Here is a 25,659-nt window from a genome sequence, read left to right on the forward strand (position 1 = left end):
ATGTTATCGGATGTTGCTGTCCTCTTAAATTATTCAAAGCTTCCTTTCATAACTTCAAATTCTTTTCTGCTTTTTAGTAATTCATCAAAATCCAAATTCTCAAGCAAATGTTTTGAATGATGTTTTAATCCAACAGGAACTGGCACTATACATATTATTCCGTATGAATAATCTATGTTTAATGCTTCTCTTGTTTTTTGTGTCATTTTGAGAATTGCAGGCATATATTCATGTAAATCAATTTTCTTTAATACTTGAAGAATATATTTAAAAACTTCTCGTCCGTAATCAGTAACTTCTTCAGTTGTTGGTATGTAACCTTTGTGAATTACTTTATTTCTAAATTCTATATTCCTTTTATGCAAAGGCATCGGAACTTCTTTAAAGTGCAATAAATACGCTGTGTAAAATGCACCAAGTTGTCTTTCAGATTGGATACTCATCAATTTCCAAGTATCTGTGAATTGGTGCGAGTCAATTTCATTCCGAATTGCAATAAGTTCAATGATATATTCATAAAACCTTTCTAGAGAAGCTGCAAAACTAGAAACAGCTTCTCTGGTGTATCCGTCTTTCAAAGCCATTAATGCCATTTCAAATAGTATTTCAAACTTCCATTCTTGTAGAATAATATTATTCTTATGACCATTCTCACATTCAAACTTGTAGTAAATCCCATCAGTTAAATCAATTGATTTGAATCGTTCTTCTTTGCATCCACGACAAGCTAACTTTATCTTCAAGCAATTCTCTCCAATCTATTTATGCTCTTAGCAATTTCCGATAACGTTCCTGTATTCACGAACCCCGAAGGGGTTGTCTGCTGAAATGCCCCCTCGAAATCCTTCCCGAAGACCAAGGCTCCGTAAGGAGCCACAGCGTGAATATTATGTTATGAGATGTCTTCGACTTCGTTGAAATACTCAAACTACATGTTACTTCCCTATAATAAATATACTTCTTTTAAGCAGTTCAATAATAAAATTAATATTCTTAATAACATTGTTAGGACTTAGACATTCTTGAAATTTTTCTGTTTCTAATCCATTTTTAAATCGAGTTCTTACTAGTCCTGGAATGTTTGGGGATTGATTATGTGTAATTTGGTTCCTATAATTAATAGCATTTTTAAATTCTGTATCATTAATAATTTCATTAAGTTCAAAATACATATTGGCATCTATCTTTTCTAGAGAACTTACAACGTCTCTGAAATACACTCTTTTCGTCTTTAAATCATATTGTATATTGAGAATATGCCCCAGCGTTTCCCAACAAGAGAAAATTTTGAAGTAAAATACATCAGTACAGTTATCAAATCTGGCTTTGATTTGATAATGATGTTCTTCAAAATCATTAAATATATCTTTATTATTTCTTTGTTCTATTTCATCAGGAATCCCCAACTCATAATAAAAACTCAATAATATGTAACTCTCAATAAGTGCTCTAACCCTTTGTATTAGTAGAAATCCATTTGAGTTCAATATAGGCGTATCAAAAACATCAGTTATTTCAAAATTCTTATCAGCAAAGTCCAATGAGGAAAAATTAAAGTCTTTGAATGGACTTCTATTAAAAATATCATTCCATTCTTCTTGATTTGGGTATCTTACATATCTCATCTTAATACCAACTTTCACGAAGATTTCTCATAACGTTCCTGTATTCACGACTCGACGACTGTCGAGTGTCTGGCGAATGCCAGACCAAGGACGAATGTCCGCAGCGTGAATATTATGTTAGAGGATGTAACCTGACTTCATCGAACTACTTACATTGAATTCCTTGGTTTGTATAATAATCGTACCTTTTAGAATTGACACCAATCCTAGATAATGACTTATCAATTAAATTATCTATTTCTTCTGATTTTAAAGAACAACTCAAAAGTAAACTTATGCTTGTAGAATACTTAAACTGTGTATCTTCTGGAGTATTCAATGGTTTTATACTATAATCGAGTAGTTTAGAGTTATTACTTGTCTGTAATTCATACGTTAATTTCTCTACAAATTCCTTGCCTTCCCATTGGACAGAAGTGCTAATAACCCCATGTACTCTAGTCAGTACCATATCTTGTTCAGTAGTTTCATTTTCTATATGATCCTCTTTAGTGTATGGTTTTGCACTATTTATTTGATTACCTATATTATCGAGTCGTTGATTAATCACTTCTATTGTTGTAGAGATGCTCCCGTGTAAATCCTGTGTACTATTGTTTTGAATAAACGAATATATTATTGCAACAGCGCCTAAAATAACTGAAATTAGGCTTCCACCAATTGAGAGTATATTGGTTATATCTTGATTGTCACTTAATCTCATTGAAACTACCATAATATTAGAAATAATTAAAATTGATACTAACCACACCATGTCTCTAAACTTCCATTGTAATTTTTTTATGAATTTCATTCTTTACTCTCCTTCAGATTAATCTACAGGTTATTTCCTCTAACGTTTCTGTATTCATGAACCCCGAAGGGGTTGTCTGCTGAAATCCCTCTTCGAAATTCATCCAGCAGACCAAGGCTCCACAGGAGCCGCAGCGTGAATATTATGTTATATGCTGCCTGTACCCTTCCAAATTCTCTTAATATTAATTGATATTTTCCTATTTTAATTCTAAGCTTTCTTTGTTTCTTTTTATAATACTTTTTAGCATACTCTATCTTTTTTCCTTTTATTAAATTCGATTCTATTTACTGATCTGAAGCAATCTTGTTTATTTAGTCTCTTTTTACTTAATTATCCTTTTTAATTATTTTTGTTCCTTTTTTCTTAATACTTTTAACTCTAAACTAAAAACGCCGAGTTCCTAATCGGCGTTTTGGTATTTAACTTGTTAATTTTATCAAGAGTTTAAAATACCATCGAGTGTAAAGTAACTTATATCAGCATTTTCAGTTTCAATTTGCTTACCAAAGTAATTAGGTCTTGCTGTAACTAAATAGGTTTTAACTGTATATTCATTCTCTTGCAGGTTCCATGCAGTAATAACATCGTCCATATTTTCTCGTACCCATGCTGCGCGACGTTGGATTTTATCAATATCATCAAAGATTTTTTTATCTTTCTTTAAAATTTCAGTTAATTCGCTTGCGGGCTTATAATACTTAATCTCAAAGATAATTACTTCTTTTTTGACCTTGTTGATAACTACTGCATCTAAATCTCCTAGATCCTGATTTGAGCTATTCACAATTTTTTTTCTAATGCCGTTTCCTTGAAACATTTTTATATTCACATAAGGAATATCTTTTTCAATGATAGGTACATAATAATCATATTTATTTTGAAAATGTAACGCGATTTTGTAAGCAATCAAAGTAGAAATTTTTTCTTGCGCTTTTTTAAATGGTAATGTTGCTCTGCTACCAAACATTTCCTCAACAAAATGATCACTCATAGCTAAGTTTTTGAATACCGTTATACTATTAGCGGAGTCAAAAAAGCCTATTGCAATAAAGTTCTCATATTTAAAAATAAATTTATAGTCCATGTGAGGATTAGATAGTCTGTACTTGGAATCCCCTTTTGATTCATATTTAAAGTAACTTATTATTTGATGTATCTTTTTTATAGAAAGACTCATTTCTGTAAACTGACTTTCGAAAATAAAAGAACATTTCATAGAATAACCATTTATAGTAGGTGAAATATTATGAATTTGTTCATGATTAGTTGAAATTCCGATTATCTCATTTCTAAAAGTATCCAAGTCTTCAAAATTGAATCCGTATAGCATTTCAATTTCTTTGCCTACATCTTCATTTAATTTTTCCGTTTCCAGATTTCTTTTTTTGAGATATAGTTTTAGTTTAGCATTTTCTTCGAATTCAATTTCTTCAGGTTTTATGAGTTCTTTAAATTCGAACATATTATGAAACCATTCTAATCTATCGTTCTCAATCTTTGTTTTTAACATTTCTTCTAAACCAACATTCCAAGAAAAATAGTCATTTAATTTTATATTATCAGAAATTGTAAACAACTCTTCACAAATGACTAAGACATTAATAAAATCTTCTTCTTGGTTAATCATATAATCGCCAAAGTATTTCTCTTCTGTTAACTCTAACAATGTAATAAACACATGACTTAGATTTCTCAAACGCGAAGAATCCCATACATCATCACTAAAAATGTTCCAAGTTGCGATTTCTCGCAATGCTAAAGCCATAAAATATAAGTCCTCTTTAGCATACCCTGAAACAAGTGCTTTAAAGTCTTCGATATACCTATCAACAACTATTTCTGCACCTTTTTTTACTTCTCCCTTATATGAAGCTATAAAAGGATTATAAATTCTTTGATGCACATTGCTAAAATATGTTTCCTGATTTTGATTAACCTTTAGATTTGCAATAAACATTATTTTCAATAAATTTCCAATATAATAATAAAAATCACAATGCGGACAAGTTTCCTCCGTAGGAAAATCCAAATTCAAAGACAGATTTTTATTGCATTTGGGGCAATTCATTCTTTTCTTCCTTTCTATTTTCGATGATGTAAACCCTGTAGAGTTACTACATTAAGAATACTAATACTGACCCGTGATCAATTTTTGATTTTAACTTTTTTTAAAAATAATTTTTATTATTTTCTTTTTCCTCTCTGTCATGTAGGTTGCATATAACATCTAATTTATGCACTTCGTAAATACCACAGATCTTGCCTGATATCCGAACTACGTCTATGATAACCGATGCTGTGGTATTTGCGAAGAATAATTTGGTGAAAAAGGTAGATTTATAGGAGAACTCACTCTCCCAGATCCAAACGATCCAGCGGGCTCTGAATACGTTGAATATTTTTCATACTCACATGCGTATATCGCTGAGTTGTTCGTGCACTCGTATGACCAAGTAGCTCCTGAATGTAGCGCAAGTCTGTTCCGTTTTCCAGTAAATGCGTAGCGAAGGAGTGCCTTAAGGCATGAATACTAACCTTTTTTACAATACCTGCGCGTTGTCTAGCTTCTTCAAAAACCTTCTGTACGCTGCGTTCGGTAAGATGCCGATCCGAAGATTGTCCCGGAAATAACCAACGATTGGGTCTATACTCCGTAATGTATTCCTGCACAATTTCCCAAGCTAGGTTAGAGAGAAGAGTTCTCCGATCCTTCTGACCTTTTCCCTGCCGTACAATAAGTGTCTGACGCTCAATATCCAGATCGCTGCATTGAAGACGAACGACTTCGCCAACACGAAGACCAGAAGAATACGTAAGAAACAGAATCGTCTTATGCTTTAGATTGGTTACAGATTTGAGCAATTGAGCAACTTCTTTTTCTGACATGACTTTAGGTAATTTCATCTGCTTTTTGGGACGAATATACTGGATATCTGTAGAATGATGGAGTACATGTTTGCAATAGAAGCGAATTGCGCTTATCGTCTGATTCACGCTTGAATGGGAGATCCCTTGCTCTAGCAAACCTAAGCAATAAGTCTGCACATTGGATGCAGTCATATCTGTACTTTCACGAGGAATGCTCCTTAGAAAACGTTCGACCTGATTACAATAGGCTTTAATCGTTTTGCGGCTGTATCCCCGTAATGTTAATGCCTTCTGTAGTGACTCTTTACTCCATACATTACTTCCCTTGCTAGTTTTCCATTGCTGTAGATCCTCGCTTTCCACCCACAACTCCGGGGCAATCTGAACATCTTCTGAATCAAATTGATTCATGAACTCCTGTATAGCAGCTGTGGTGTAAGGGATAATCCACACTTTTTGTTTGGATTCCCACGTTCTGCCCTTGATCCGACGAATGCGCTCAATATATGCAGGGTTATACGGGATGTAGATGTGCAGTAATTCAGCGGAACCTTTTGTTATGGTAATCGTCTCTGTGGTAGTAGCATGTTCATTCATAGGAAACTCTCCTTCGATTGGATTGATTATGCTATTGCTTTCATTCTGAAAAACAAAAAGGAAGGCCCTTCTTCATCCCCTAGGGAATCAGACGACCTTCCGATGCTTTCGGAACATATATATTTGGGTTAAAAGTGAAGCGGAGCGCGACTTGTGCAATGACAAGCCGCGTAAGGATGAGGTGCTGCGCCCAATGGGCAGCACCTCATGGAGAAGCACCGCGGTCAATAGCGCGGTGCTCATCAAGTCGGGCATCCCCCGCACATAGCGGTGATGCCTGCCCCAAACGTGCCACGGACCGTAAAGCCGTGGCACATCTTACTGCTGAATGATGCCAATAGGCCATGCAGCTCGTGTCAGGCTGCTGCACCTACATGGCAGCAGCTTCTTCTCCCAGCGGCAGCGTGTAATACTGCGCCTGCTGCCCTTCATGCTGCTGGTACACAACGACCAGCAGCGTCTGGCCTTTCGCGGCAAGCGGGCTGGCGCCAGCTAGCACACGCTCAAGCCGGAACGGAAGCACATCCAATACGGTGTGCTTCTGTAGTTCCTTTTCGCCGAGACCAAGGTCGGCGAAAGCACGGGCACCCATGACCGTCTGTGCGGTCATGGCCGAGGTCATCGGCAACGCACGCGAAGCGTTGCCGTCCACCATGTCCGCCGCTCCATCGACGGCTGACCCAACTGCGTCGCCCGCAACGCGCGACGCTGTACCCCCGGCTTCACTGCCGATCACACCCGCCGCATCTGCGGCAGAGTCTTCTCCGGCAGCAGCCGAACTTCCCGCAGCGGCACTCGCACCCGTGCCGCTGCTTTCCAACCATGCCGTGCCTGCGGCGCCGGCAACACGTGGCAGACGAACGTCTTCTGGACGTTCAGCCAACGTTTTCATATAACCCGCCCACTGGTCTTTCTGAAGCGGATCTTCCCACCAGATTTTGCGCGGTTTGTATTTGTGGCCGAGGAAATAGTCCAGCTTCATCAGGCCGAGCACGATATCCATATGCGGCGTATTCCGCGACTCCAGGAAGCTGTGCAAACGAGTAAACAGATCCTCCAGTTGGTGACCAATCTTCTGCCAACCTTGACCTTCCCAATAATCCCCAAACGCCTGGAAGAAATCAAACGGCGAGTTGAACTCCTGCTCCATCAGATATTTCAGCGTATGGTCCATCCGGTGTGCGTTCCAGTATTTCTCCAACACATCTTCCAGCCGCTTCAGGCGTACGATGTCGCTGAACGGCAGCACGTCACTACCCAGAATCTCATACGGTGCGTGATCCATGTACGTATAGTTGTACTTCTCCGCATCCAGACGCAGACCTGTACCACGTAGCATTTTGAGGAATCCGAGCTGAAGCTCTTCTGGCCCCAGTGCAAACACATCATTAAACGTTTTGCGGAACGTATCGTAATTTTCCTCCGGCAGTCCGGCGATGAGATCCAGATGCTGGTCGATTTTGCCACTAGCTTTCACCTTGTTTACGGTACGGCTCAGCTTGGCAAAATTTTGACGGCGTTTCACCAGTTCATTTGTCGGATCGTTCGTGGACTGTACCCCGATCTCGAACCGGAATGTACCCGGTGGCGCATTCTCTGCCAAATAGTCCAGTACTTCGGGACGCATAATATCCGCCGTAATTTCAAACTGGAATACTGTCCCCTGATGATTCTCAATCAGGAATTTAAACATTTCGAGCGCATAATCTCGTTTGATGTTAAACGTCCGGTCCACAAACTTGATCAGCTTTGCGCCCTTCTCAATCAGGTACAGAATATCCGACTTTGTCCGCTCAATATCGTAATACCGCACGCCGACCTCAATACTGGAAAGACAGAACTGACAACTGAACGGACAGCCCCGACTGGTCTCAAAATAAACAACGCGCTTCCCAAGCTCCGGGATATCCTCATCAAATCGATGCGGTGACGGCAGATCGTTCAGATCCGCTTTCGGGCGTCCTGGCATGAGAATGACCTCTTCCCCTTTGCGATACGCCAGTCCATAGACAAAGTGGAACTTCTTGCTTCCTTCCAGCTCCGTCAAGAGCTGATGCAACGTCTCTTCCCCTTCACCCATCACGATGAAATCCACATTTGGAATGCGGTTCATCCAATATTCCGTGTCATAAGACACTTCCGGCCCGCCCAGCAGAATTTTCACGTTCGGCATAACCTTTTTTAGATTATCAATAACCTTGATTGTCTCTTCAATGTTCCAGATGTAACACGAGAAACCAATCACGTCCGCGCCGCGCTGATACAGATCAGACACAATATTCATCACCGGGTCCTTGATCGTATACTCCGCCAGGTCAATATCAAAATCCTTCTCACTGTACGCTTTCAGACACCGCAAGGCCAAAGAGGTATGGATGTACTTTGCATTTAATGTAGAAAGAATAACCTTCATGGTTCACAACCTTTGCCTGGACACCCAGACCACATATTTTTTGATAAAAGGAAAGCATCGCAGCCATCCTGCCCCGGATGCTGTTCATCTAAACCCCTTTTGTACTAGCCATTCCATGTATCATGGACATATTCAACTTTTGTCTTTCAAAGAGTGGACACTCTTTTCAAAAAGGCATATACACCCCACCAAACGAAAACTACAACATATAGTATGAAAAACACATAATAAAACTACATGTTGTATACGATGCGATCAGCCCTTTCTAACGCCAATGTCCACCCTTTGAAAGACAATTCGCCACCATTTGTCCACTCTACAGAGACACGATAAACAACTTCAACCTGTAAAAGACCTCATTCGCATTCATCCGCAATTCGATATCCACATTTTACTGCCTTGAGCCTTTAGCCTCGAACCTCTGCCGAACACTTCCTCCGTATCATGGACGAACCATCGACTTGCATGAAGCATATCTATCAACTTTTAGATCAATTAAGCTTTACGTGTCACGAACTTCAAAGACTTGAAAGGGCGAATATAAAAAAATTCTCACTCCATCCCAACCAGCCAAGCTCGCTCACAATCAACTCATACTCATACTTACTTATACCTGCTCATACCTACTCATACTCGTAAAACGCATCATCATCCGTATCCACTTCTTCGCCCGATTGCTTCTGGAAAAACTCCAGGAACGGCAGTCCGTACTTGCGGTACTTCACCTCACCGACCCCTTTGATATCCAGCATGTCACGTTCTGTCTGTGGACATACCACACTCATCTCGCGCAAAGTCGCATCATTGAAAATAATGTACGATGGCACATGCTCTTTCGCCGCCAGATCACGCCGGATCAGACGCAACTGTTCGAATACAGTCTCGTTGACCGCAGATGGCATCGCATCGCGTCCACGACGTCCGCCGTAGTTCGTACCCGAAGCCGTTGCCGCTGTCTTGCGGACCACACGCTGCATCACTTCACGCTGGCCTTTGAGTACTTCGACCGCCAGTGGTTGCAGACGAACGACCGGATACTGTCCCTCGGACAGCATCAGATATCCTTCGGATACCATCACGTTGATGATCTCCGAAATTTCACGCTCCGTACGATTGCCCATCACGCCATAGGTTGGCAGAGAGTTGAAGCCGTAATCGAGTACCTTTTTGGCACGAGAGCCTTTGAGCACCGAAGCAACCAGTGATACACCATAACGTTCACGCATGCGGTGAATGCAGCTGAATATTTTCTGTGCATCAATCGTCATGTCTACCAACTCACGGTCGTCCGTACAGGAACTGCAAGTACCGCAAGGTGTATCGTCATGCACCTCACCGAAATAATCCAGCTGCGCACTGCGCAGACAACGCGTCGTGTAACAGTAATCCACCATCTGCTGCAGCTTCCGGTAATCGTTCTGTTTGCGGTCGCCGTCCATCGGATTCTGCTCAATCAAGAATTTCTGGGTGATAATGTCCTGTGCCCCGAATAACAAAATACACTGGCTTGGCTCACCGTCCCGACCCGCACGTCCAGCTTCCTGCACATATGCTTCCATGTTCTTCGGCATGCTGTTATGAATAACGTAACGCACGTTCGACTTATCAATCCCCATCCCGAACGCATTGGTCGCCACCATCACCCGGATATCATCGTACAAAAAAGCTTCCTGGCTCTGGGACCGTTCATCGTCCGTCATCCCGGCATGGTACCGTCCTGCGGGCAATCCGGCTTGCAACAAACGCTGATGCAGATCGTCCACGTCCTTACGGGTCGCGGCGTACACAATGCCTGGCTCGCTGGCATGCTCGCGCGCATAATTCAGGACAAAGTCCTTCTTGCTCTCGCCGCGCAGCACGCTAAACGCCAGATTATCCCGCCCAAGTCCGGTCACATATGTCTGCGGATCCTGCAAACGCAGCAGCCGCAGAATATCGCCCATGACCTCGGGCGTCGCTGTAGCCGTAAAGGCCGCAACCACCGGCCGCTCCGGCAAACTGTCCACAAACGGCGCTACCGCCAGGTAGCTTGTCCGAAAATCATGCCCCCACTGCGATACACAGTGGGCCTCATCCACAGCAACGCAAGAGATCGGCAAATAGCCCATCTCCTCGCGGAACCAATCCAGCTCCAGTCGCTCAGGCGCGACATAGAGCAACTTCAGCTCACCGCGCTGCGCCGCGCGGATGCGATCATTCACTTCTTTGCCGCTAAGTGTACTATTAATATACGCGGCAGCAATTCCGGCGGTCGTCAACGCATCGACCTGATCCTTCATCAATGAGATCAACGGGGAGACGACAAGCGTCAGTCCCGAATACAACAGAGCGGGGATCTGATAACAGATCGACTTACCGCCCCCGGTTGGCATAATACCCAACGTATCCTCGCGTTCCAGTAGGCTGGCTACAATCTTTTTCTGTCCCTCACGGAAGTCGGGGTAGCCATAATATTTTTGCAGGAGACCCTGCGCTTCTTCTAATGTAGGTGTTTGCACACTCATGTAAAGACTCCTTACTTATCACCGATGTTCTTCCACCAGCTTGGTCCGATCCGTTTTGACATCCGAAAGCGGCACATATACCGCATCCTTGACAACAAAATGGCGTTCTCATGACTTGTCCGTCAAGCAAACGCCGCTCCCTTTAGTTTAACGGCCCAGCCCCGAATGAGCAACCGCGTTTTACTGTAAAACGTTTCACTTCATCAAAATAAAAACAACCGCCCTGCCCTAGTTGGACAAAACGATTGCATTAAACTTATATTTACGTGCCACGCTAGTGTATCCGTACCAATTCATCTGGTGAACTTACTACACCTTATAACTTTACTTTAATCTTTTAACGACTCTACCTCAGATTCCGGCAAGCCACTTGCCTTTGCAATAACAGAAACTTCAATTCCTAGAGAAAGCATGTTTCTTGCTATTTCAAGAGCTTTTTTACGTTCGCCCTTTTCCGTAGCCCATTCAATCATGGAAGCTTCGTCATGTAAATATTTCTGCCGCTCTTCATATAAACGACGCGCTTCCCGATCCTGACTCAAGAACTCCAGCGTATCCATCGCCTTCTTCAAAGTAGGTTCATTCATTTGCAATACCTCCCAATTGGATTTATCAGCACCTTTCAGGAACAAAAGCCAGTTAATCAGCCCGCCTTCCATCGGAACGGATTGATCGTCCAGTTTGGACAGCTCCATGAAATGCACTTCAAGATCATCACTAAGTTCAAGTCCGGTGTGGTCTTCCCTCAGATGAAAAACATTATGATAACGCTCATTCGCGATAAACGAGTAATTCAAAATATTAATGGTGACGCACTTTTTCAATTCTTTGTATGTCTGACCTTCCTGCAGCTGGCTCGAATAACGCTTGCTCCAATAGTATAGGGTACGCTTTTCGATGTCATATTTATTAAATAACTGCATTTCAATGTTGATCAGCTTACCTTCAGCTGTTTTCGCCCAGATATCAAATATGGACTGTTTATCCAAAGGAGCATCTTTATCGGTATACGGGTTAAGTAGTACGATCTCTGTCAGTGGCTGTTCACCCGACTCTGCAAACGTTCGGTTCAAGAACACAAGCAGGACATCTTTATTTTCCTCACTGCCAAAAATACGTTTGAAAACAAAATCGTTTCGAGGATCGAGCAAATCAGACATCTGACCATCAACTCCGTTTTTTCCTATTATACCATGCTTGTAATGATTAATTGCAGCATCAACCTCCTTTATGCAAGTTAAACATTCCATACCAAATACAATCTCTTATTGCTTATTTAGTCATGAGGATGCTGTCTTTCTCCATTTATAATTTAGTCCCTTTTGAACTAAGGGTAATTTTAACTTATTTGTTATTAATAAACGCAGTGTGTTACCATTAATTTAATAAATTGCTTAAAGAGAAGACACCAATATATCTATATATCCAATTCCTTATCTCGTTCCTACCCAACATCTCTAAAGGAGAGCAATTTCATGAAACAATACTCTCAAGCTAGTGACTCTTCAAACATCTCACTACCAAAATCGTGGATACGTAGACATCCGATTTTCACTACATTTGCATTATTGATTCTTGTACTGTTTGCCGCCTTATTCTTGTATTTCTGGCTCCGTCCCTACTTCTCCACCTTTGACCGTTCTGAGAAAGGAGAATTGAGCTATTCGATGCCTTCGCGGAATGGTGAATATACCGCCGAGATTTATGGTATGCCCTATGGTGGTGCGGCAGGCGGGGTTACGATGTGGGTCGATGTGAAGAAGACGAATGCCCCTGAGGACTCCACAGTAAAAACGATCTATCGTTCCGAGCACCACGGAAATAATCATCTTGAATGGGAAAGTGAAAACACACTCCGAATTGAAAACTGGAATGAGTACACAGATGAGAGCATTACCCTCAACACTGATGAGGAAATATATGATGGCAGGGGCTGGGCGTGCAAAAGCTTGCGGATGAAAGACCAGTATGTGCGATGTCTGGCACCTGAAAAGTAAAGCAATCTCGCCGCAAAATGACCTCCTGACTACATGGCTGATCATCTTGATGCGTGCGTAGTACTCACTGCATTCACTCATCTGAAGCCTCACACGGTGCAAGCAGTTTGAAGTACAAAACATAAAGCAAGCCCCGCTCACCGACTTCCTCGGCAAGCGGGGCTGCTCTGCTCTTGTTCTACATATTTCCCTTTATCTGTTTATACTAAATTGTGGTCTGTACATGCTCGTTCACACTAACAATATCGTAGCTGTCGCACTTAAAACACATGACAACTCATACTTTCTCTTTCACATCTATTCTACCACTTAATCTTGAGTACCTTCTGCTTCTGCTCACAATTGTGCCTTACACTCTATTTCTATCACTTTCAGCTTGATCGCATCTTACAACAACAATTAGTTTTTGTTGTCCTTGTCACTTCTAATTCAATCCATTTTCTCTATCTCTACTCCCGCTTCAAACTCTTCTGTTCTCATTCGTCCTTATCCGTCCCAGTTCGTCTCCCTACTTACGCGGTGACACTTCACCACGTTCTTCCCGCTCTTTCATCTCTTTGCGTACCACCACTTCGAGCTTCTGCCGATTGGCAAGTAATCCGGGATCGTTGGGCAAGTACTCACGGGCTTTGGTGTTATGCATCAGTGCCTGCTCCCAGTTGCCCAGATGGGCATAGCAGAGAGATAGTCGGGCATGTGGCAGCCAGGTACGACATGCCACAGGCACCGGGCGCAGACCGGGATCGTGGCTGCTAACGTCTACCGCCTGCATATACCAATAGATCGCCGAGACGGGTTCCTGCCGTTCATGGAAACAAGCCGCAATGGCGCAGCAAAAATCGGCATGCGGCAGGTCATATTGAAATGACTGCAGCAATGCTCCGAGCTTACGGCCCGGCTCACCCAGTCGTTCATAACATTCCGCCAGCCGCGCGCAGGCAATGAGACGATCCTCGCGGTAACCGCTGGGCTGCTCCAGCAGCTTCGCGTACCCGCGTGCCGCCGCCGCATAACGCTGGCGGTCATAACATTCGCCTGCATAATAGAACAGCAGGCGACCTTGGGCTACGCCCTCTTCGGCGATCCATTTGCGCAGAATGCGCACGTTTCGCGCCGAATGATGTCCCGCTTCGCGGCGGTGCGTGACGGCAATATCTGCCGTAATGACCCCGCTCGGCGGGAAGCTGAGCTGCTCGTGCAGCCGGCCATGCCAGCGGTACCCGGCATCTCGCTTGACCAGGCGAAGTCGTCGGTCCGTCACAAGCGGACTTCCCTCCGGCCCCTCGGCCAGCGTGTAGTTCAAGATCACAGCCGCCGTCTCCCCCTCAGACGGCAACTGCTGCTTCAACACCGCAAGCTTCGCCCGTTCCGCGGGCAGCAGCACATCGTCCGCATCCAGCCACAGGATATACTCCTGCGTGGCCTTGGCGAATGACTCATTCCGCGCTGCGGCAAAGTCTTCCTTCCATTCATACGTGTAGACCTGGTCGGTATACTGCGCAGCGATGTCCATCGTACGATCTGATGAACCGGTATCCACGATGACGATCTCGTCCGCGATGCCGGCAACCGAATCGAGACAGCGTGCCAGCGTGCGTTCCTCGTTCTTCACAATCATGCACAAACTGATGGTGATCACGTTTTGAGCCCCTTCCTGTCGTACGCGTATTGCGAAATTTCATAACGGATTTCAGCCAATTGGAAAATCTAACGAATCTGAGGCGCGCTATTCTCGCATTTTAGGCAACCATTGGTCGTTTATCGCAGCTTTTGGATGAAATAGCGTCGCTTAGATTCCTTACATTTTTCCCCTTTCCAAAATCACCAGCATAAGGCGTGTGAGATTCGTTAGAACATAGAATAGCTCTGTCGTCACACTAAACAACACCGCTACACTTCCCCACTCCCCTGACGGCGAAGACGTTTCACCTGCTCCACTGCACTGTCCAATGCCTTCTTACGCTGCTTCATTGCGCGTAGATGCTGTTGTTCCACCTCAGCAAAATGGATATGATCCAGCTTCATCCACTCCATCAGTTGATCCAAAGTCGGCGATATGTGAGGCTGCGTTCTCCGCCGTCTGCGGGCCACGCAACATAGATATTTATGATGAACTTCCAGTTTCAAGACTTCGAAATACGGCATCAGGCACATCGCCAGGCTTCCTGCATAGAACGTCTGCTTGTGATCATAGAACGGATGATAGCCATACGGCACGGTTACAACCAGCGTCCCATCCTCTTGCAACAGCCGATGAATCTGGTTCAACAACGTCTCCGGATGAGCAAAATGCTCCAGCACTTCTCCAAGCAGTACCGTGTCAAAGGTAGTCCTTACTTTCCATTGCGTAATGTCCAGCATTCGAAAATCCACATTGTTCCTAACTGGCTTGGACTCTTTAGCAAGCTCGGCTTGCGCGTATCGGATACTTTCTTCTTCCAAATCGACCCCTGTTACACGAAATCCTTCACGCGCCAGCAAAATGGACGTAATGCCCTGACTGCAACCAACATCCAGGATGCGTTTACCTGTGGTCTCGCGGCACATCCAGTGGACGCGTGTCCGGGTCGCTTCATGAGAATCTTCCGAATTGATTTCGCCGTAATAGCGTTCACTCACCCGGTCATGATTTGCCATAATCTTCTCCCGTTTTTCCTTGCCGAACAGGTTGGCCCAGCACCACAATATTTCCCCCGTGACATCCGGCCGTTGCATTGCGTGTATCAAAAATCAGCTTTGCATGATCCGCCATCTCCTGATAATTGAATCCCGAATGATCCGTCGTAATGATCACCAGATCAGCCCATGTCCACAATTCTGGCGCAGCAGGCCGAGACTGGAGTATCGTACCGTCATCCTTACGGAAGACAGGCACCATTGGATCGGTGAAAACCACATCTGCACCCGCTGCGCTCAGTAGCCGGAAGACGTCCAGCGCTGGCGATTCGCGCAAGTCGTCGATGTCTTTTTTATAAGCCATACCCGCCAGAACAACACGCGCTGCCTGAACAGATACACCATTCTGCTCCAGCAGCTCCATTGCACGCTTCACCACTCTCTCTGGCATTTGCCGATTGGTTGCATCTGCCAGCTGGATGAATTGCAGCTCCGATCCCTGCCGGTTTGCAGCCCAGGACAGATAGATCGGATCGATTGGAATACAATGTCCGCCGATGCCGGGACCGGGATAGAATGGCATATAACCAAATGGCTTGGTGGCCGCCGCACCCAGCACCTCCCAGATGTTTACACCCATCTGTTCACAGGCCGGAGTCAGCTCATTCACGAGTGCAATGTTGACACTGCGAAATGTATTTTCGAACAGCTTCGCCGTCTCCGCTACCGTCGTTGAACTGACCGGCACAACTTCGTTGAGAAACGAGCCGTAGAACTGTTTACCATAATTCAGACATGCGGGTGTGGAGCCACCAATGATCTTCGGGGTATTTTTCACTCCATAACTCACACTGCCCGGATCTACCCGCTCTGGAGAATAACAGACGTAGAACTGTTCTCCAGCTTGCCAGCCGTTTGCCGCTTCAATCGGTTGTTTCACGCGTTCCTCCGTCGTGCCCGGATAGGTCGTGCTTTCCAAAATAACCAGGCTGCCCTCCTGCAAATAAGGAGTCATGCCATCCACCGCTGCCGAGATATACGAGATATCCGGTTGATGCTCGGCGGTCAGCGGAGTCGGCACACAGATGACAATGACATTGGCTTGCGCAACCACTGCGTAATCGGTACTTGCCGTGAACAACCCTGCCTGCATCAGAGACTGTACAACATCATCTTCTATACCGATGACATACGAATGTCCGGCACGCAGCTTGGCTACCTTGGAGGTATCGATATCGATACCGTGTACCTGATAACCTGCCTGTGCCATCTCCACAGCCATGGGTAAACCTACATAACCCAGACCGACGACAACAGCTTTCAGGGAGCGGTCATTGATGTGTTGCAGTGTATTATGTTGCCGCTCCCCTTCTTTTCCCCCGCGCTGCTCGTGCTGATGATTCTCTTCCATTCCTTCCACCTCCAAACGCTCCACCTCCCTTCGGTGGGCGTGTCTGAAAACTCCGAACGAGTTTTGAGACACGCCCTAGTCGATATATCCGCCTGCACGCAAAAACTGGGCGATCGCTGGCTTGTTCATCATGGCACTGTCCGAACGATACTCGGAGAAGTTCACACGAGACAGGCTGCTGTACTGATCCGTCAGTCCCTTGTCCTGATGCTCAGGCAGGATGACATAATACTGTGCATCGTATTGATACGTGCGCGGTGCTTCATAGGGCGAAATGAGCACTTCATGCAATTTCTCGCCTGGACGTATGCCTGTCACCTTATAATCGAAGGATGGACGACCTGCCTGTTCCAACATGACGGATGCAAGTTCCGTCATCTTGCAAGCTTTCATTTTCATCACAAAAGTCTCCCCGCCCACGGCCGCCTCAGCCGCCTTAAGCAGTAAATGTATGGCTTCGGTACGCGTTAGGAAAAAGCGGGTCATGCCTTTGTCCGTAATGGTCGGGCTCTTGCCTTCATCGATCTGACGACGGAACAAGGGCACGACACTGCCGCTGGTTCCAAGCACATTGCCCCCGCGGATGCAGACAAACCGAGTGCCTTCACTCAGCCAGTTGGCGCGAATCATCATTTTTTCACCCAAGGCCTTCGTCATGCCATATACGTTAATCGGATCTACCGCCTTATCGGTGGACACATCAATGACTTTGGGAACCTGCATGCGGATCGCAGCCCGAATAATGTTCTGCGTCCCGATCACATTCGTCTTTAACGCTTCATCTGGCTGGTCCTCGCAGACTGGAACATGCTTCAACGCAGCTAGATGGAAGAGCACATCTACGCCTTTGCACGCATCTTCCACTGCCCGATAATCCCGGATGTCCCCAATGACGAATCGCAGACGCGGGTCATGGTTGAACTCACGCTGCATCGCAATCTGGGCGTATTCATTACGTGACAGAAGACGAATCTCAGCCGGGTCCTGCTCCAGCAGCACCTCGGTCAGCTTTTGACCCCAGGAGCCTGTTCCTCCGGTGATCAGAATCGTTTGTCCTTGAATCATGGATGAATCCCTCCCAGCTCAGATCATGAATTCGCGTAATACCTGTGCCATCTCATCTCGGCTTAACCGGTCATTGGGCGGTACCCTTTTGACTGAAGTATTATTGGAATGCACGATGTTGACATAATTGCGCGGAGCAAGCAGCTCGTGCGGCAGTTCGATGACATTGCCATGTGTACCCCTGCCCGGAAGCTTCACCCGGTACCCCGCTGCATATTCGGTCGTTTGGTACAAGTAGACATAGAATTGCGGAGAACGGTGAAATGCCGGGGCCATCTCATTATTCACGCTATCCCACAGATAACCATTCTGATTAATTAGGGCCATCGTCTGCGGTTGTGGCTGAATATCGTAGAGCTGTTGAACAAAAGTCTTATGGTACAGATCATCCGAATCCAGACGGGCAATATAGAGTTGCTCCGCACCTTCGGCAAATGCCAGAATGGCACGCACACTCTCGATATTGGTTCCAAAACGAATATTGGAAGGAAGCGGCTCCTGACTTGCCAGAATTTCCTGCATCAAGTCCCCCGATTCCTTGGACAGCTTCACCACCGTTAGGAAATCCTGATTCGTCTGTGCCTTCAGGCAATGCAATGTGAACGTGCGGAAGATGCTCATCCGACGCTCCAGCCATTCCCGCGTCAATCGCTGCGGGTCCATCCCGTAATTGTTGAAGTTAATCTCAATCACAACTTTCCTGGACATAACATTCCTCCTCATGAACGCTGCAAATTCCGTTTACCGGATACAGACCTTTTTCAATGTGATGATACCGTCTTCTACGAAAACCTCTTCTACCTGACTGATTGCTTACGAGAAACATCCCGCTCACCAACCCAGCACTCTATAACATATGAATCGCTGATAGAAGCGGTAACGACAGATGTACTACCTTTCAACGAAATAGATTGATATACACTTGAAGATGGTGCCCTGCGGGTCGAACGTACATATCGTTACTGTAGCCGCAACATAGAATAGAGCAGTTCAATTTTCAAAGGGGGCAACCACTGGAATGAATTCGATCTATCTTGAAATGGAAGGTGTGCTTGATCAGCTTGAAGCGGCGCTTCTTGAACAGCGTCCTCTCTCTCTTGTGCGAGTTGGCGATGGCGAGAATATCGTCATGTCTCAAGAAACCGTATGGCCCACAGAACAGGTTCTTCAGGAGCGTTGGGCCATTAAGGCCAATTTAGGACAAAAAGGACTGAGCCTTCCCAACCCGCAGCTACGGGATGAGGTCGCGGCCTCCTTGCAACGGGCCGATATCGTCGGCATTCTTCCCCGCGGTGATAGCACCATTAACGCTCCGGATTATCTCAAAAGACCCCTGACCGATATGGTGTTTGCACACTTTGGCATCTCTCCTCCACTGACTTGTCATGCCTGTGTCAATCGGGAGCTGGCGCAGAACCCGCGTTTCTGGCAGATGCTTGCAGGCAAGCGTGTTCTTCTCGTTACCCGTGAAGTTGAGGCACTGCGTGCCACGCTCGAACAGGAGCCGTATCATCTGAACATCGTGACTGCACTGCCCTTCGACAGCTATGATCAGAAGGAGGACATGTTGCAATGGATTCAGACAAATCAAGATACCTTTGATGTTGCTCTCTTCTCCTGCGGTGTTAACGCCGTTATTCTTGCTGAGCGAACAGCTGCACTCGCAGGCAAAGTTGCCATCGACTTTGGTAAAGCCAACAACATCATTCTCAAGGGTCGCGCCAACTGATCCACACGGACACCTCCTTCAGATGAGCGAGCTACATTGAGATGTACTGATGCTTGTATGACAAAAACCCCCGACTCCTTGAGCCGGGGGTTTCATGCTGAGCGCTAGTCGAAACCTATCGCTACATTGCCTTATACTTCTGGGTTTCTGGGTTTGAAGCGAACTCTGCCGTGGGCGAAGCGATATTGAAGCACTCTGCTGTTCTCACATTACGTCCTTCACAACTAGTTGGTGGCTGCAATGCCATAAAACAATTCCGGCCCGGTTCTTACTGCTGTGGACACCCCCGAGATGAACGAAGTATACACGCTTTCCATTGCTGGTGGTGCAGACAGATCCTGAGCTGTGAACGAATGAAATTCGGCACCGCCGTTCTGTCCAACCGTACCTTCAGCACGGTAGATGACATAGAAGGGATCATATAGGAATCCCCGTACCAGCTCCACAACAAAGGTATCTCCCAGTTCTCCAGTAACACCTACTGTCCCGTTCAACGTAATAATGGGATTCGCCACGCCCTGTGTCTGAAGACCAATCGCGCCGAATGCTTCCGGGGATGGACCTAGAGATATTCCGGGCTGTCCTACGGTTCCCGAGTTCATCGAAGTTCTCATATCGAGAAACACGCCCATGAGTAACACCTCCAATGCTATGGGATACCATATCCTATGAATCTCACAACTCTTCGGATTGGATGTATAGCAGATTCCATGAACCTATTTTTATTTGTCGACTGTTAGTGGTATATTGAACTGCATAACGAAATGAACGGATCGTATGCACACAAGCGGTACAGGCTGTTCAGAAGGAGATTATTATTCATGAATAAACGCAAACGTCCAACAGGCAAAACATCGGCTTCGGCCAAGGGGAAATCATATGCTGGTTCTTCCACAGCACGTTCCGGCAAGTCTAACTTCTCATCCGCAAAACCATCAGGTGCTTCCGCATCACGCAATACAGAAGAGAACAAGAAGCCATTAGCCGCGAAATCGTCGGCCGCGCCCAAGAAAGCCGGAGGCAACAAATCCAAAAACGCCAGTGCTTCTAAACGCCCGGGCAATTCCTATTATCGCAAGCAGGAACCACCACGCCAGTATAAAGTAACGGAACCGGATGAACTGTTGAATTTCTTGCTGCAACATCTGAAATCGGGACGTAATGCGGTAAAATCCATTTTGGGTCGCGGACAGGTATCCGTGGATCAGAAAGTCGTAACCAAGTTTAATGAGGCGCTGACGCCAGGCCAGATTGTATATATTAGAAAAGAAGGTGCAGTCGCTGCCCCGTCCTTGACAGGCATTAACATTTTGCATGAAGACGATGATATCATTGTGATCCGTAAGGAAGCCGGACTGTTGTCCATTGCTGCTGACAAGACAGATGACCTGACGGCTTATCGCCAACTGACAGAGCATGTGCGTCGCACCAATCCGCTGAACCGGATTTTTGTCGTACATCGTCTGGATCGGGATACGTCGGGTGTCATGATGTTTGCCAAAAGTGAAGAGGTACAACAGAAGCTGCAAAACAACTGGAAAGAAAATGTACAGGACCGCGTCTACGTTGCCCTTGTTGAAGGTTCGGTAGCGAAAGAAGAAGGTACCATTTCTTCCTGGCTGAAGGAAACCAAAACGCTGAAAATGTACTCCAGCTCGCGTCCGAATGATGGACAACATGCCATTACGCATTACAAACGACTGAAATCGAACCGGGAGTTCTCTCTGCTGGAAGTCCGCCTGGAGACAGGTCGCAAAAATCAGATTCGTGTGCATATGGAAGATCTCGGACATCCGATTGCGGGTGACAGAAAATACGGCGCACGTACAAGAGACCTCGGCCGTCTCGGACTTCATGCACGTATACTCTCGTTTATTCATCCGACAACCGATGAACTGATGTCATTTGAGACGGATATTCCGAAGCCATTCCTGTATCCGTTCCGTGCAGAAACTCCACCCGCGAAATAACTGCATCGTTATATAGAATCGACTGATCGATTGATCATGCCTGAAAGGAGGATCGGACACTGAAAAACCTGTTAATCACCGGTTACCGGGCACATGAATTGCAGATTTTTGGACAGAAGCATGAAGGTATTCCTTTTATCAAAAAGGCCATCTCCTCCCGCCTCACACCTCTTGTCGAGGATGGTCTGGAATGGGTGCTGACCCCGGGACAATACGGTGTGGACCTGTGGGCCTGCGAAGTGGTGATTGATCTGAAGAAGACGTATCCGCATCTGAAGCTGTCGATCATCACTGCCTTTCAGAACCCGGAGGAGCAATGGAAAGAAGACAAGCAGGAGTATTACCGTTCCATCCTCTCGGGTGTGGACTATTACGGTGCGATTAGCAATCAACCTTATATCGGGCCGTGGCAGTTCACTGCACGGGATGACCTGTTGCTGCGCAAAAGCGACGGTCTTCTGCTCGTCTATGACGAAGATGCCGGGGAAGGCAGTCCGCGTTTTGTGAAGGAAAAAGCCGTGAAGAAACAGCAGAATGAGGACTATACGATCATCAGTGTCACTTCAGAGGATATCCAATCGGTCGCTGAGGATGAGCGTATGAACGATATTGCCGACTTCGACGATTCTTCATTCTGAAAAAAAATGTAGATTATCTGAAGTCCATTCATGCATAGCTTTCATCAGAGGGGAATCGTATTTCGAATGACGTACATATGTTTTTTTTCGAGGCAGGTTGGGTATAAGTAGTATTATAACTGCGATGATATGTCGTATGGGATAAGGGGAACTGCAACCATGACAATTACGCCAGAGCAGCGCATTCAACTGCATGGATTTAACAACCTGACCAAGTCGCTCAGCTTCAATATGTACGATATTTGTTATACCAAAACCAAAGACGAACGCGAAGCTTACATTGAATATATTGATGAACAGTATAACGCCGCCCGGCTGAGTAAAATTCTAAACAACGTCTCCGATATCATCGGAGCCCACGTTCTTAATGTTGCCCAGCAGGATTACGTGCCTCAAGGTGCGAGTGTGACGATGCTGGTCTCCGAAGGTCCAATCGTGGAGATCCCTGAGGAATCACTCGATGAATCTCCCGGCCCTCTGCCAGATAACGTCGTTATGCAGCTGGATAAAAGCCATATCACTGTGCACACCTATCCTGAGTTTCACCCCAGTGAAGGTATCAGTACCTTCCGTGCAGACATCGATGTCTCCACCTGCGGTGAGATCTCACCGCTCAAGGCGCTGAATTATCTGATCCACTCGTTTGATACGGACATTATGACGATGGATTACCGGGTACGTGGTTTCACGCGGGATACGAGCGGACGCAAGCTGTTCATTGACCATGAGATCGGCTCGATTCAGAATTATATTCCAGACGAGATCAAGAGCAGCTTCGACATGATTGACGTGAACGTCTATCAGGAGAACATTTTTCATACCAAGTGTAAACTGAGGGAATTCGATCTCGATAATTATCTGTTTGGGTACACCAAGGATAAGCTGAGCAAGAAGGAACAACAGGAGATTACCGAGTGGCTGAAGCTGGAGATGGATGAGATCTATTACGGCAAAAACATCAATCGTCCCTCCTAAGAGGCTGTTCAATGGCTGATCTATGAGGGTGCAGTCTAAGACAAGATATCATGAAGGCAGGGTTCTTCTATTCAGGGGACCTCCAACATGTGCTTGTCTTTTTCTCTTTTTCTTTGATTTTGTTGACAGTGTACAACTTTATTTTTTATTATAGAAGTAACTGTATAATCTGCAGTGAAGGAGACTGAGCCCGTGATCGAAACCAATACGACAAGACGTAACGAATCACTGTTACAGGCACTGACTGCACAACACAATGCCATCACCAATAACATTGCCAATGCAGACACGCCCAACTACAAAAAGAAAACGGTAGAGTTTCAGGAAGAGCTTAGACGTATCGTTGAAAATGGCAAAACAGATCAGCTCGCCATGAAGCGGACTCATGACAAACACTTTCCTATCAGTGATCCCAATTCTTCCATCGTACAGTACCGAATTGTCGAGAACAACGACACAGCCATGAATAATAACAACAATAACGTTGACATTGACAAGGAAATGGCGAATCTTTCGGAGAATCAGCTCATGTATAACTACATGGTCGATCGGGTCAGTGGACACTACAAAAAAATGAAGAATTTACTGAATGATTTGAAATAATGAATGTACAGCAGCCTGTGATGGCTGCTTTTTTTTATGGTCTTTTCCCCTGAGTGTACTCGTTTGGTGCCATTTTTCGGTATCGACTCCTGTTCGTAGTATAATGGGGAGAAACGATTGATTTCATATCGAACAAAAGAGGTGCAACATGGCTCCACGTCATTTAAATGGTTTTCAAGGTTCCAAAGTGAGGCTTGCGGCTCCATGCCCGGAAGATTGCATGCGTCTCTCCCGCTTTACGGATGATTATGAATATTTGCGCAACATGGATACTGATATCGCTATTCCGTTAACGCCGGATGAAACGGGTTCTTCGTCTGTCCGTCGAGACAACGGTTTTGAATTTGCATTACGTACACTGGAGGGTAATCGATTCATTGGCTTCACGGCCCTTTACCGGATCGAATGGAACAATAGGTCTGCTCGTCTGGCTATCGGTATCGGCGAAGAGAATGATCGGGGTAAAGGATACGGCAGCGACGCCCTGGCTCTGATTCTTCGGTATGGCTTCCACGAATTGAACCTGAACCGGATTGCGCTGGAAGTCATCGAATACAATGAAGCGGCTAGACATGCGTACCTAAAAGCCGGATTTCGGGAAGAGGGTCGCCAGCGTTCTGCGGTATTGCGGGATGGCATGCATTATGACCTGATCTCAATGAGTATCCTTGCGGAAGAATGGTCTGTACAGTCTCAGCTTCCATTGTCATTCCAGTCTACTCGCACGCCTCAATCTGGGGAAATGGACGTGGGTGGCTTCTCACAACGTCAACAACGTCATGCGATCGAACAAGCTGCGCTGTCCATGTCGGCGTTAAGCTCAGATCCAAAAGATGAATCTGAAATTACGCCTCGGATCGGCGTAGGCGCGGTCATCCTGAATAAGCGGGGCGAAGTGCTTCTCGCCTGGCGGAACCGCCAGCCCGAACAGCACACCTGGAGTATTCCCGGCGGGAAAGTCGATCCCTACGAATCACTGGAAACCGCTGTTATCCGTGAAATCAAGGAGGAAGTGGATCTGGATATCGCCATCGACAGTCTGCTCTGCACGGCGGAGACGATCCAGCCAGAGCAGAAGGAACATTGGATATCTGTTCTCTATTCAACCAAGGTGATTGGCGGTCATGCTCGTAATCTGGAAGAAGGCGGCGCCATTGGTGAGATCGGCTGGTTCCCATTGAACGATCTACCCTCTCCACTCGCCTGTTTTGCCGTACCTGGGCTGGAAGCTGCGAAGAAGCTATATAATGAATCCCTGTAATTCTAATATTCCATCGGATGGAGGTATTCGCTATGATTCATGCAGAACAGATGAATGATCTATTCCAGGCGGTACAGGACGGCCACGTTGAGAAACTGAAGTCACTGCTTGATGATGACCCGGAACTCGCCAATACTGAGAATCAAGATGGCCTTACGCCACTGGGATATGCCTCTCATTATGGACAAGCAGGAGCAGTTCGTGTTCTTCTGGAGCACGGTGCCAATGTTAACGCCATTTCTCATTCCAAGATTTCCTTTATTCCATCCAATACTGCACTGCATGCCGCACTTGCCGGAGAACGTTCGCCAGAAGTGATCCGCCTTTTGCTCGAACAGGGGGCATCTACGAGCATTCTGGATAGTGATAGACAATATGCACTGCACTCGGCAGCATTTCATACGGATCAGACCGAACTCATCGAGATGTTACTCCAACATGGTGCCGATCCGAGTGCATTGAACTCATCAGGTCTAACCGCATTGGACATTGCACTTGAACGTGGTAACACATCTACAGCTTCGTGCCTGCAAGCAGCCGTTGCAGCTAGATAGCAATAATGTTCAGGTAGCGTGAGCAATACCGTGAGTA

22 protein-coding genes and 1 pseudogene are annotated in these 25,659 nt (G+C 45.8%); 9 read left to right on the forward strand and 14 right to left on the reverse strand.

Translation table 11 applies throughout. The features are described from left to right. Positions 1-29 precede the first annotated feature (29 nt). The 8 genes from HF638_RS04415 to HF638_RS04450 all read right to left on the reverse strand — a co-directional run bounded on the left by HF638_RS04415 (position 30) and on the right by HF638_RS04450 (position 11,963). A complete protein-coding gene (locus HF638_RS04415; RefSeq protein ID WP_169479059.1) occupies positions 30-743 on the reverse strand; it encodes a hypothetical protein in 714 nt (237 codons plus the stop codon). A 192-nt stretch (positions 744-935) separates the two neighbouring features. Next, positions 936-1,643 (reverse strand): Cthe_2314 family HEPN domain-containing protein, encoded by a 708-nt coding sequence (locus HF638_RS04420; protein WP_169479060.1) that lies wholly within the window; start codon positions 1,641-1,643, stop codon positions 936-938. Between the two features lie 127 nt (positions 1,644-1,770). Next, the gene (locus HF638_RS04425; RefSeq protein ID WP_169479061.1) at positions 1,771-2,418 is read right to left on the reverse strand and encodes a hypothetical protein; all 648 of its coding nucleotides are present in this window, start codon (positions 2,416-2,418) and stop codon (positions 1,771-1,773) included. 439 nt (positions 2,419-2,857) lie between these two features. Continuing rightward, positions 2,858-4,489: a hypothetical protein gene (locus tag HF638_RS04430; protein ID WP_169479062.1), complete on the reverse strand. Its 1,632-nt coding sequence runs from the start codon at positions 4,487-4,489 to the stop codon at positions 2,858-2,860. A 281-nt stretch (positions 4,490-4,770) separates the two neighbouring features. Next, a complete protein-coding gene (xerA, locus tag HF638_RS04435) occupies positions 4,771-5,886 on the reverse strand; it encodes a site-specific tyrosine recombinase/integron integrase (protein ID WP_248278001.1) in 1,116 nt (371 codons plus the stop codon). A 370-nt stretch (positions 5,887-6,256) separates the two neighbouring features. Continuing rightward, the gene (locus HF638_RS04440; RefSeq protein WP_169479063.1) at positions 6,257-8,299 is read right to left on the reverse strand and encodes a B12-binding domain-containing radical SAM protein; all 2,043 of its coding nucleotides are present in this window, start codon (positions 8,297-8,299) and stop codon (positions 6,257-6,259) included. A gap of 623 nt (positions 8,300-8,922) precedes the next feature. Next, positions 8,923-10,803 carry a DNA helicase RecQ gene (recQ, locus tag HF638_RS04445; protein ID WP_036610632.1) on the reverse strand — a complete coding sequence of 627 codons (1,881 nt, stop codon included), beginning with the start codon at positions 10,801-10,803 and terminating at the stop codon, positions 8,923-8,925. Positions 10,804-11,132: 329 nt separating this feature from the next. Further along, positions 11,133-11,963 carry an Rpn family recombination-promoting nuclease/putative transposase gene (locus HF638_RS04450; protein ID WP_169479064.1) on the reverse strand — a complete coding sequence of 277 codons (831 nt, stop codon included), beginning with the start codon at positions 11,961-11,963 and terminating at the stop codon, positions 11,133-11,135. Positions 11,964-12,278: 315 nt separating this feature from the next. Here HF638_RS04450 and HF638_RS04455 point away from each other — a divergent pair, with 315 nt between their 5' ends. Continuing rightward, positions 12,279-12,800 carry a DUF5412 family protein gene (locus tag HF638_RS04455; protein ID WP_169479065.1) on the forward strand — a complete coding sequence of 174 codons (522 nt, stop codon included), beginning with the start codon at positions 12,279-12,281 and terminating at the stop codon, positions 12,798-12,800. 508 nt (positions 12,801-13,308) lie between these two features. On the opposite strand, the gene HF638_RS04460 is transcribed toward HF638_RS04455, so the two are convergent. The 5 genes from HF638_RS04460 to HF638_RS04480 all read right to left on the reverse strand — a co-directional run bounded on the left by HF638_RS04460 (position 13,309) and on the right by HF638_RS04480 (position 18,600). Continuing rightward, complete coding sequence (locus tag HF638_RS04460) at positions 13,309-14,439, reverse strand: glycosyltransferase (protein ID WP_169479066.1); 1,131 nt, start codon at positions 14,437-14,439, stop codon at positions 13,309-13,311. Between the two features lie 251 nt (positions 14,440-14,690). Beyond that, the gene (locus tag HF638_RS04465; RefSeq protein ID WP_169479067.1) at positions 14,691-15,437 is read right to left on the reverse strand and encodes a class I SAM-dependent methyltransferase; all 747 of its coding nucleotides are present in this window, start codon (positions 15,435-15,437) and stop codon (positions 14,691-14,693) included. Beyond that, positions 15,424-16,836 (reverse strand): nucleotide sugar dehydrogenase, encoded by a 1,413-nt coding sequence (locus HF638_RS04470; protein WP_348982069.1) that lies wholly within the window; start codon positions 16,834-16,836, stop codon positions 15,424-15,426. Before HF638_RS04470 ends, HF638_RS04465 begins: the two co-directional genes overlap by 14 nt. A 66-nt stretch (positions 16,837-16,902) precedes the next feature. After that, entirely contained in the window at positions 16,903-17,892 is a 990-nt protein-coding gene (locus tag HF638_RS04475) for a polysaccharide biosynthesis protein (RefSeq protein WP_169479068.1), read from the reverse strand. Between the two features lie 18 nt (positions 17,893-17,910). Next, positions 17,911-18,600: a glycosyltransferase gene (locus tag HF638_RS04480; RefSeq protein ID WP_169479069.1), complete on the reverse strand. Its 690-nt coding sequence runs from the start codon at positions 18,598-18,600 to the stop codon at positions 17,911-17,913. Positions 18,601-18,910: 310 nt separating this feature from the next. Here HF638_RS04480 and HF638_RS04485 point away from each other — a divergent pair, with 310 nt between their 5' ends. Further along, on the forward strand, positions 18,911-19,621 hold the full coding sequence (locus tag HF638_RS04485; protein WP_169479070.1) for a GT-D fold domain-containing glycosyltransferase: 711 nt from the start codon (positions 18,911-18,913) through the stop codon (positions 19,619-19,621). Positions 19,622-19,845: 224 nt separating this feature from the next. Here HF638_RS04485 and HF638_RS04490 read toward each other — a convergent pair whose 3' ends face one another. Then, positions 19,846-20,253: a hypothetical protein gene (locus HF638_RS04490; RefSeq protein WP_169479071.1), complete on the reverse strand. Its 408-nt coding sequence runs from the start codon at positions 20,251-20,253 to the stop codon at positions 19,846-19,848. Positions 20,254-20,442: 189 nt separating this feature from the next. On the opposite strand from HF638_RS04490, the gene HF638_RS04495 reads away from it, so the two are divergent. From HF638_RS04495 to HF638_RS04525, 7 genes and pseudogenes are all read left to right on the forward strand, one after another. Beyond that, positions 20,443-21,591: an RluA family pseudouridine synthase gene (locus HF638_RS04495; protein WP_169479072.1), complete on the forward strand. Its 1,149-nt coding sequence runs from the start codon at positions 20,443-20,445 to the stop codon at positions 21,589-21,591. A gap of 59 nt (positions 21,592-21,650) precedes the next feature. Then, entirely contained in the window at positions 21,651-22,229 is a 579-nt protein-coding gene (locus HF638_RS04500; protein ID WP_026081201.1) for an SLOG family protein, read from the forward strand. A 159-nt stretch (positions 22,230-22,388) separates the two neighbouring features. Continuing rightward, positions 22,389-23,204: an adenosylmethionine decarboxylase gene (gene speD, locus HF638_RS04505; protein WP_036610662.1), complete on the forward strand. Its 816-nt coding sequence runs from the start codon at positions 22,389-22,391 to the stop codon at positions 23,202-23,204. A 192-nt stretch (positions 23,205-23,396) separates the two neighbouring features. Continuing rightward, positions 23,397-23,807 carry a flagellar basal body rod protein FlgB gene (flgB, locus tag HF638_RS04510; RefSeq protein ID WP_062833196.1) on the forward strand — a complete coding sequence of 137 codons (411 nt, stop codon included), beginning with the start codon at positions 23,397-23,399 and terminating at the stop codon, positions 23,805-23,807. A gap of 148 nt (positions 23,808-23,955) precedes the next feature. Beyond that, positions 23,956-24,444, forward strand: a pseudogene (locus tag HF638_RS04515) (GNAT family N-acetyltransferase); the annotation flags it as partial. A 168-nt stretch (positions 24,445-24,612) separates the two neighbouring features. Further along, positions 24,613-25,068 carry an NUDIX domain-containing protein gene (locus HF638_RS04520; protein ID WP_169479154.1) on the forward strand — a complete coding sequence of 152 codons (456 nt, stop codon included), beginning with the start codon at positions 24,613-24,615 and terminating at the stop codon, positions 25,066-25,068. Positions 25,069-25,100: 32 nt separating this feature from the next. Then, positions 25,101-25,622 carry an ankyrin repeat domain-containing protein gene (locus tag HF638_RS04525; RefSeq protein ID WP_169479073.1) on the forward strand — a complete coding sequence of 174 codons (522 nt, stop codon included), beginning with the start codon at positions 25,101-25,103 and terminating at the stop codon, positions 25,620-25,622. Positions 25,623-25,659: the final 37 nt, after the last annotated feature.

The sequence above is a fragment of the Paenibacillus sp. SZ31 genome, assembly GCF_012912005.1.
Classification (GTDB): domain Bacteria; phylum Bacillota; class Bacilli; order Paenibacillales; family Paenibacillaceae; genus Paenibacillus.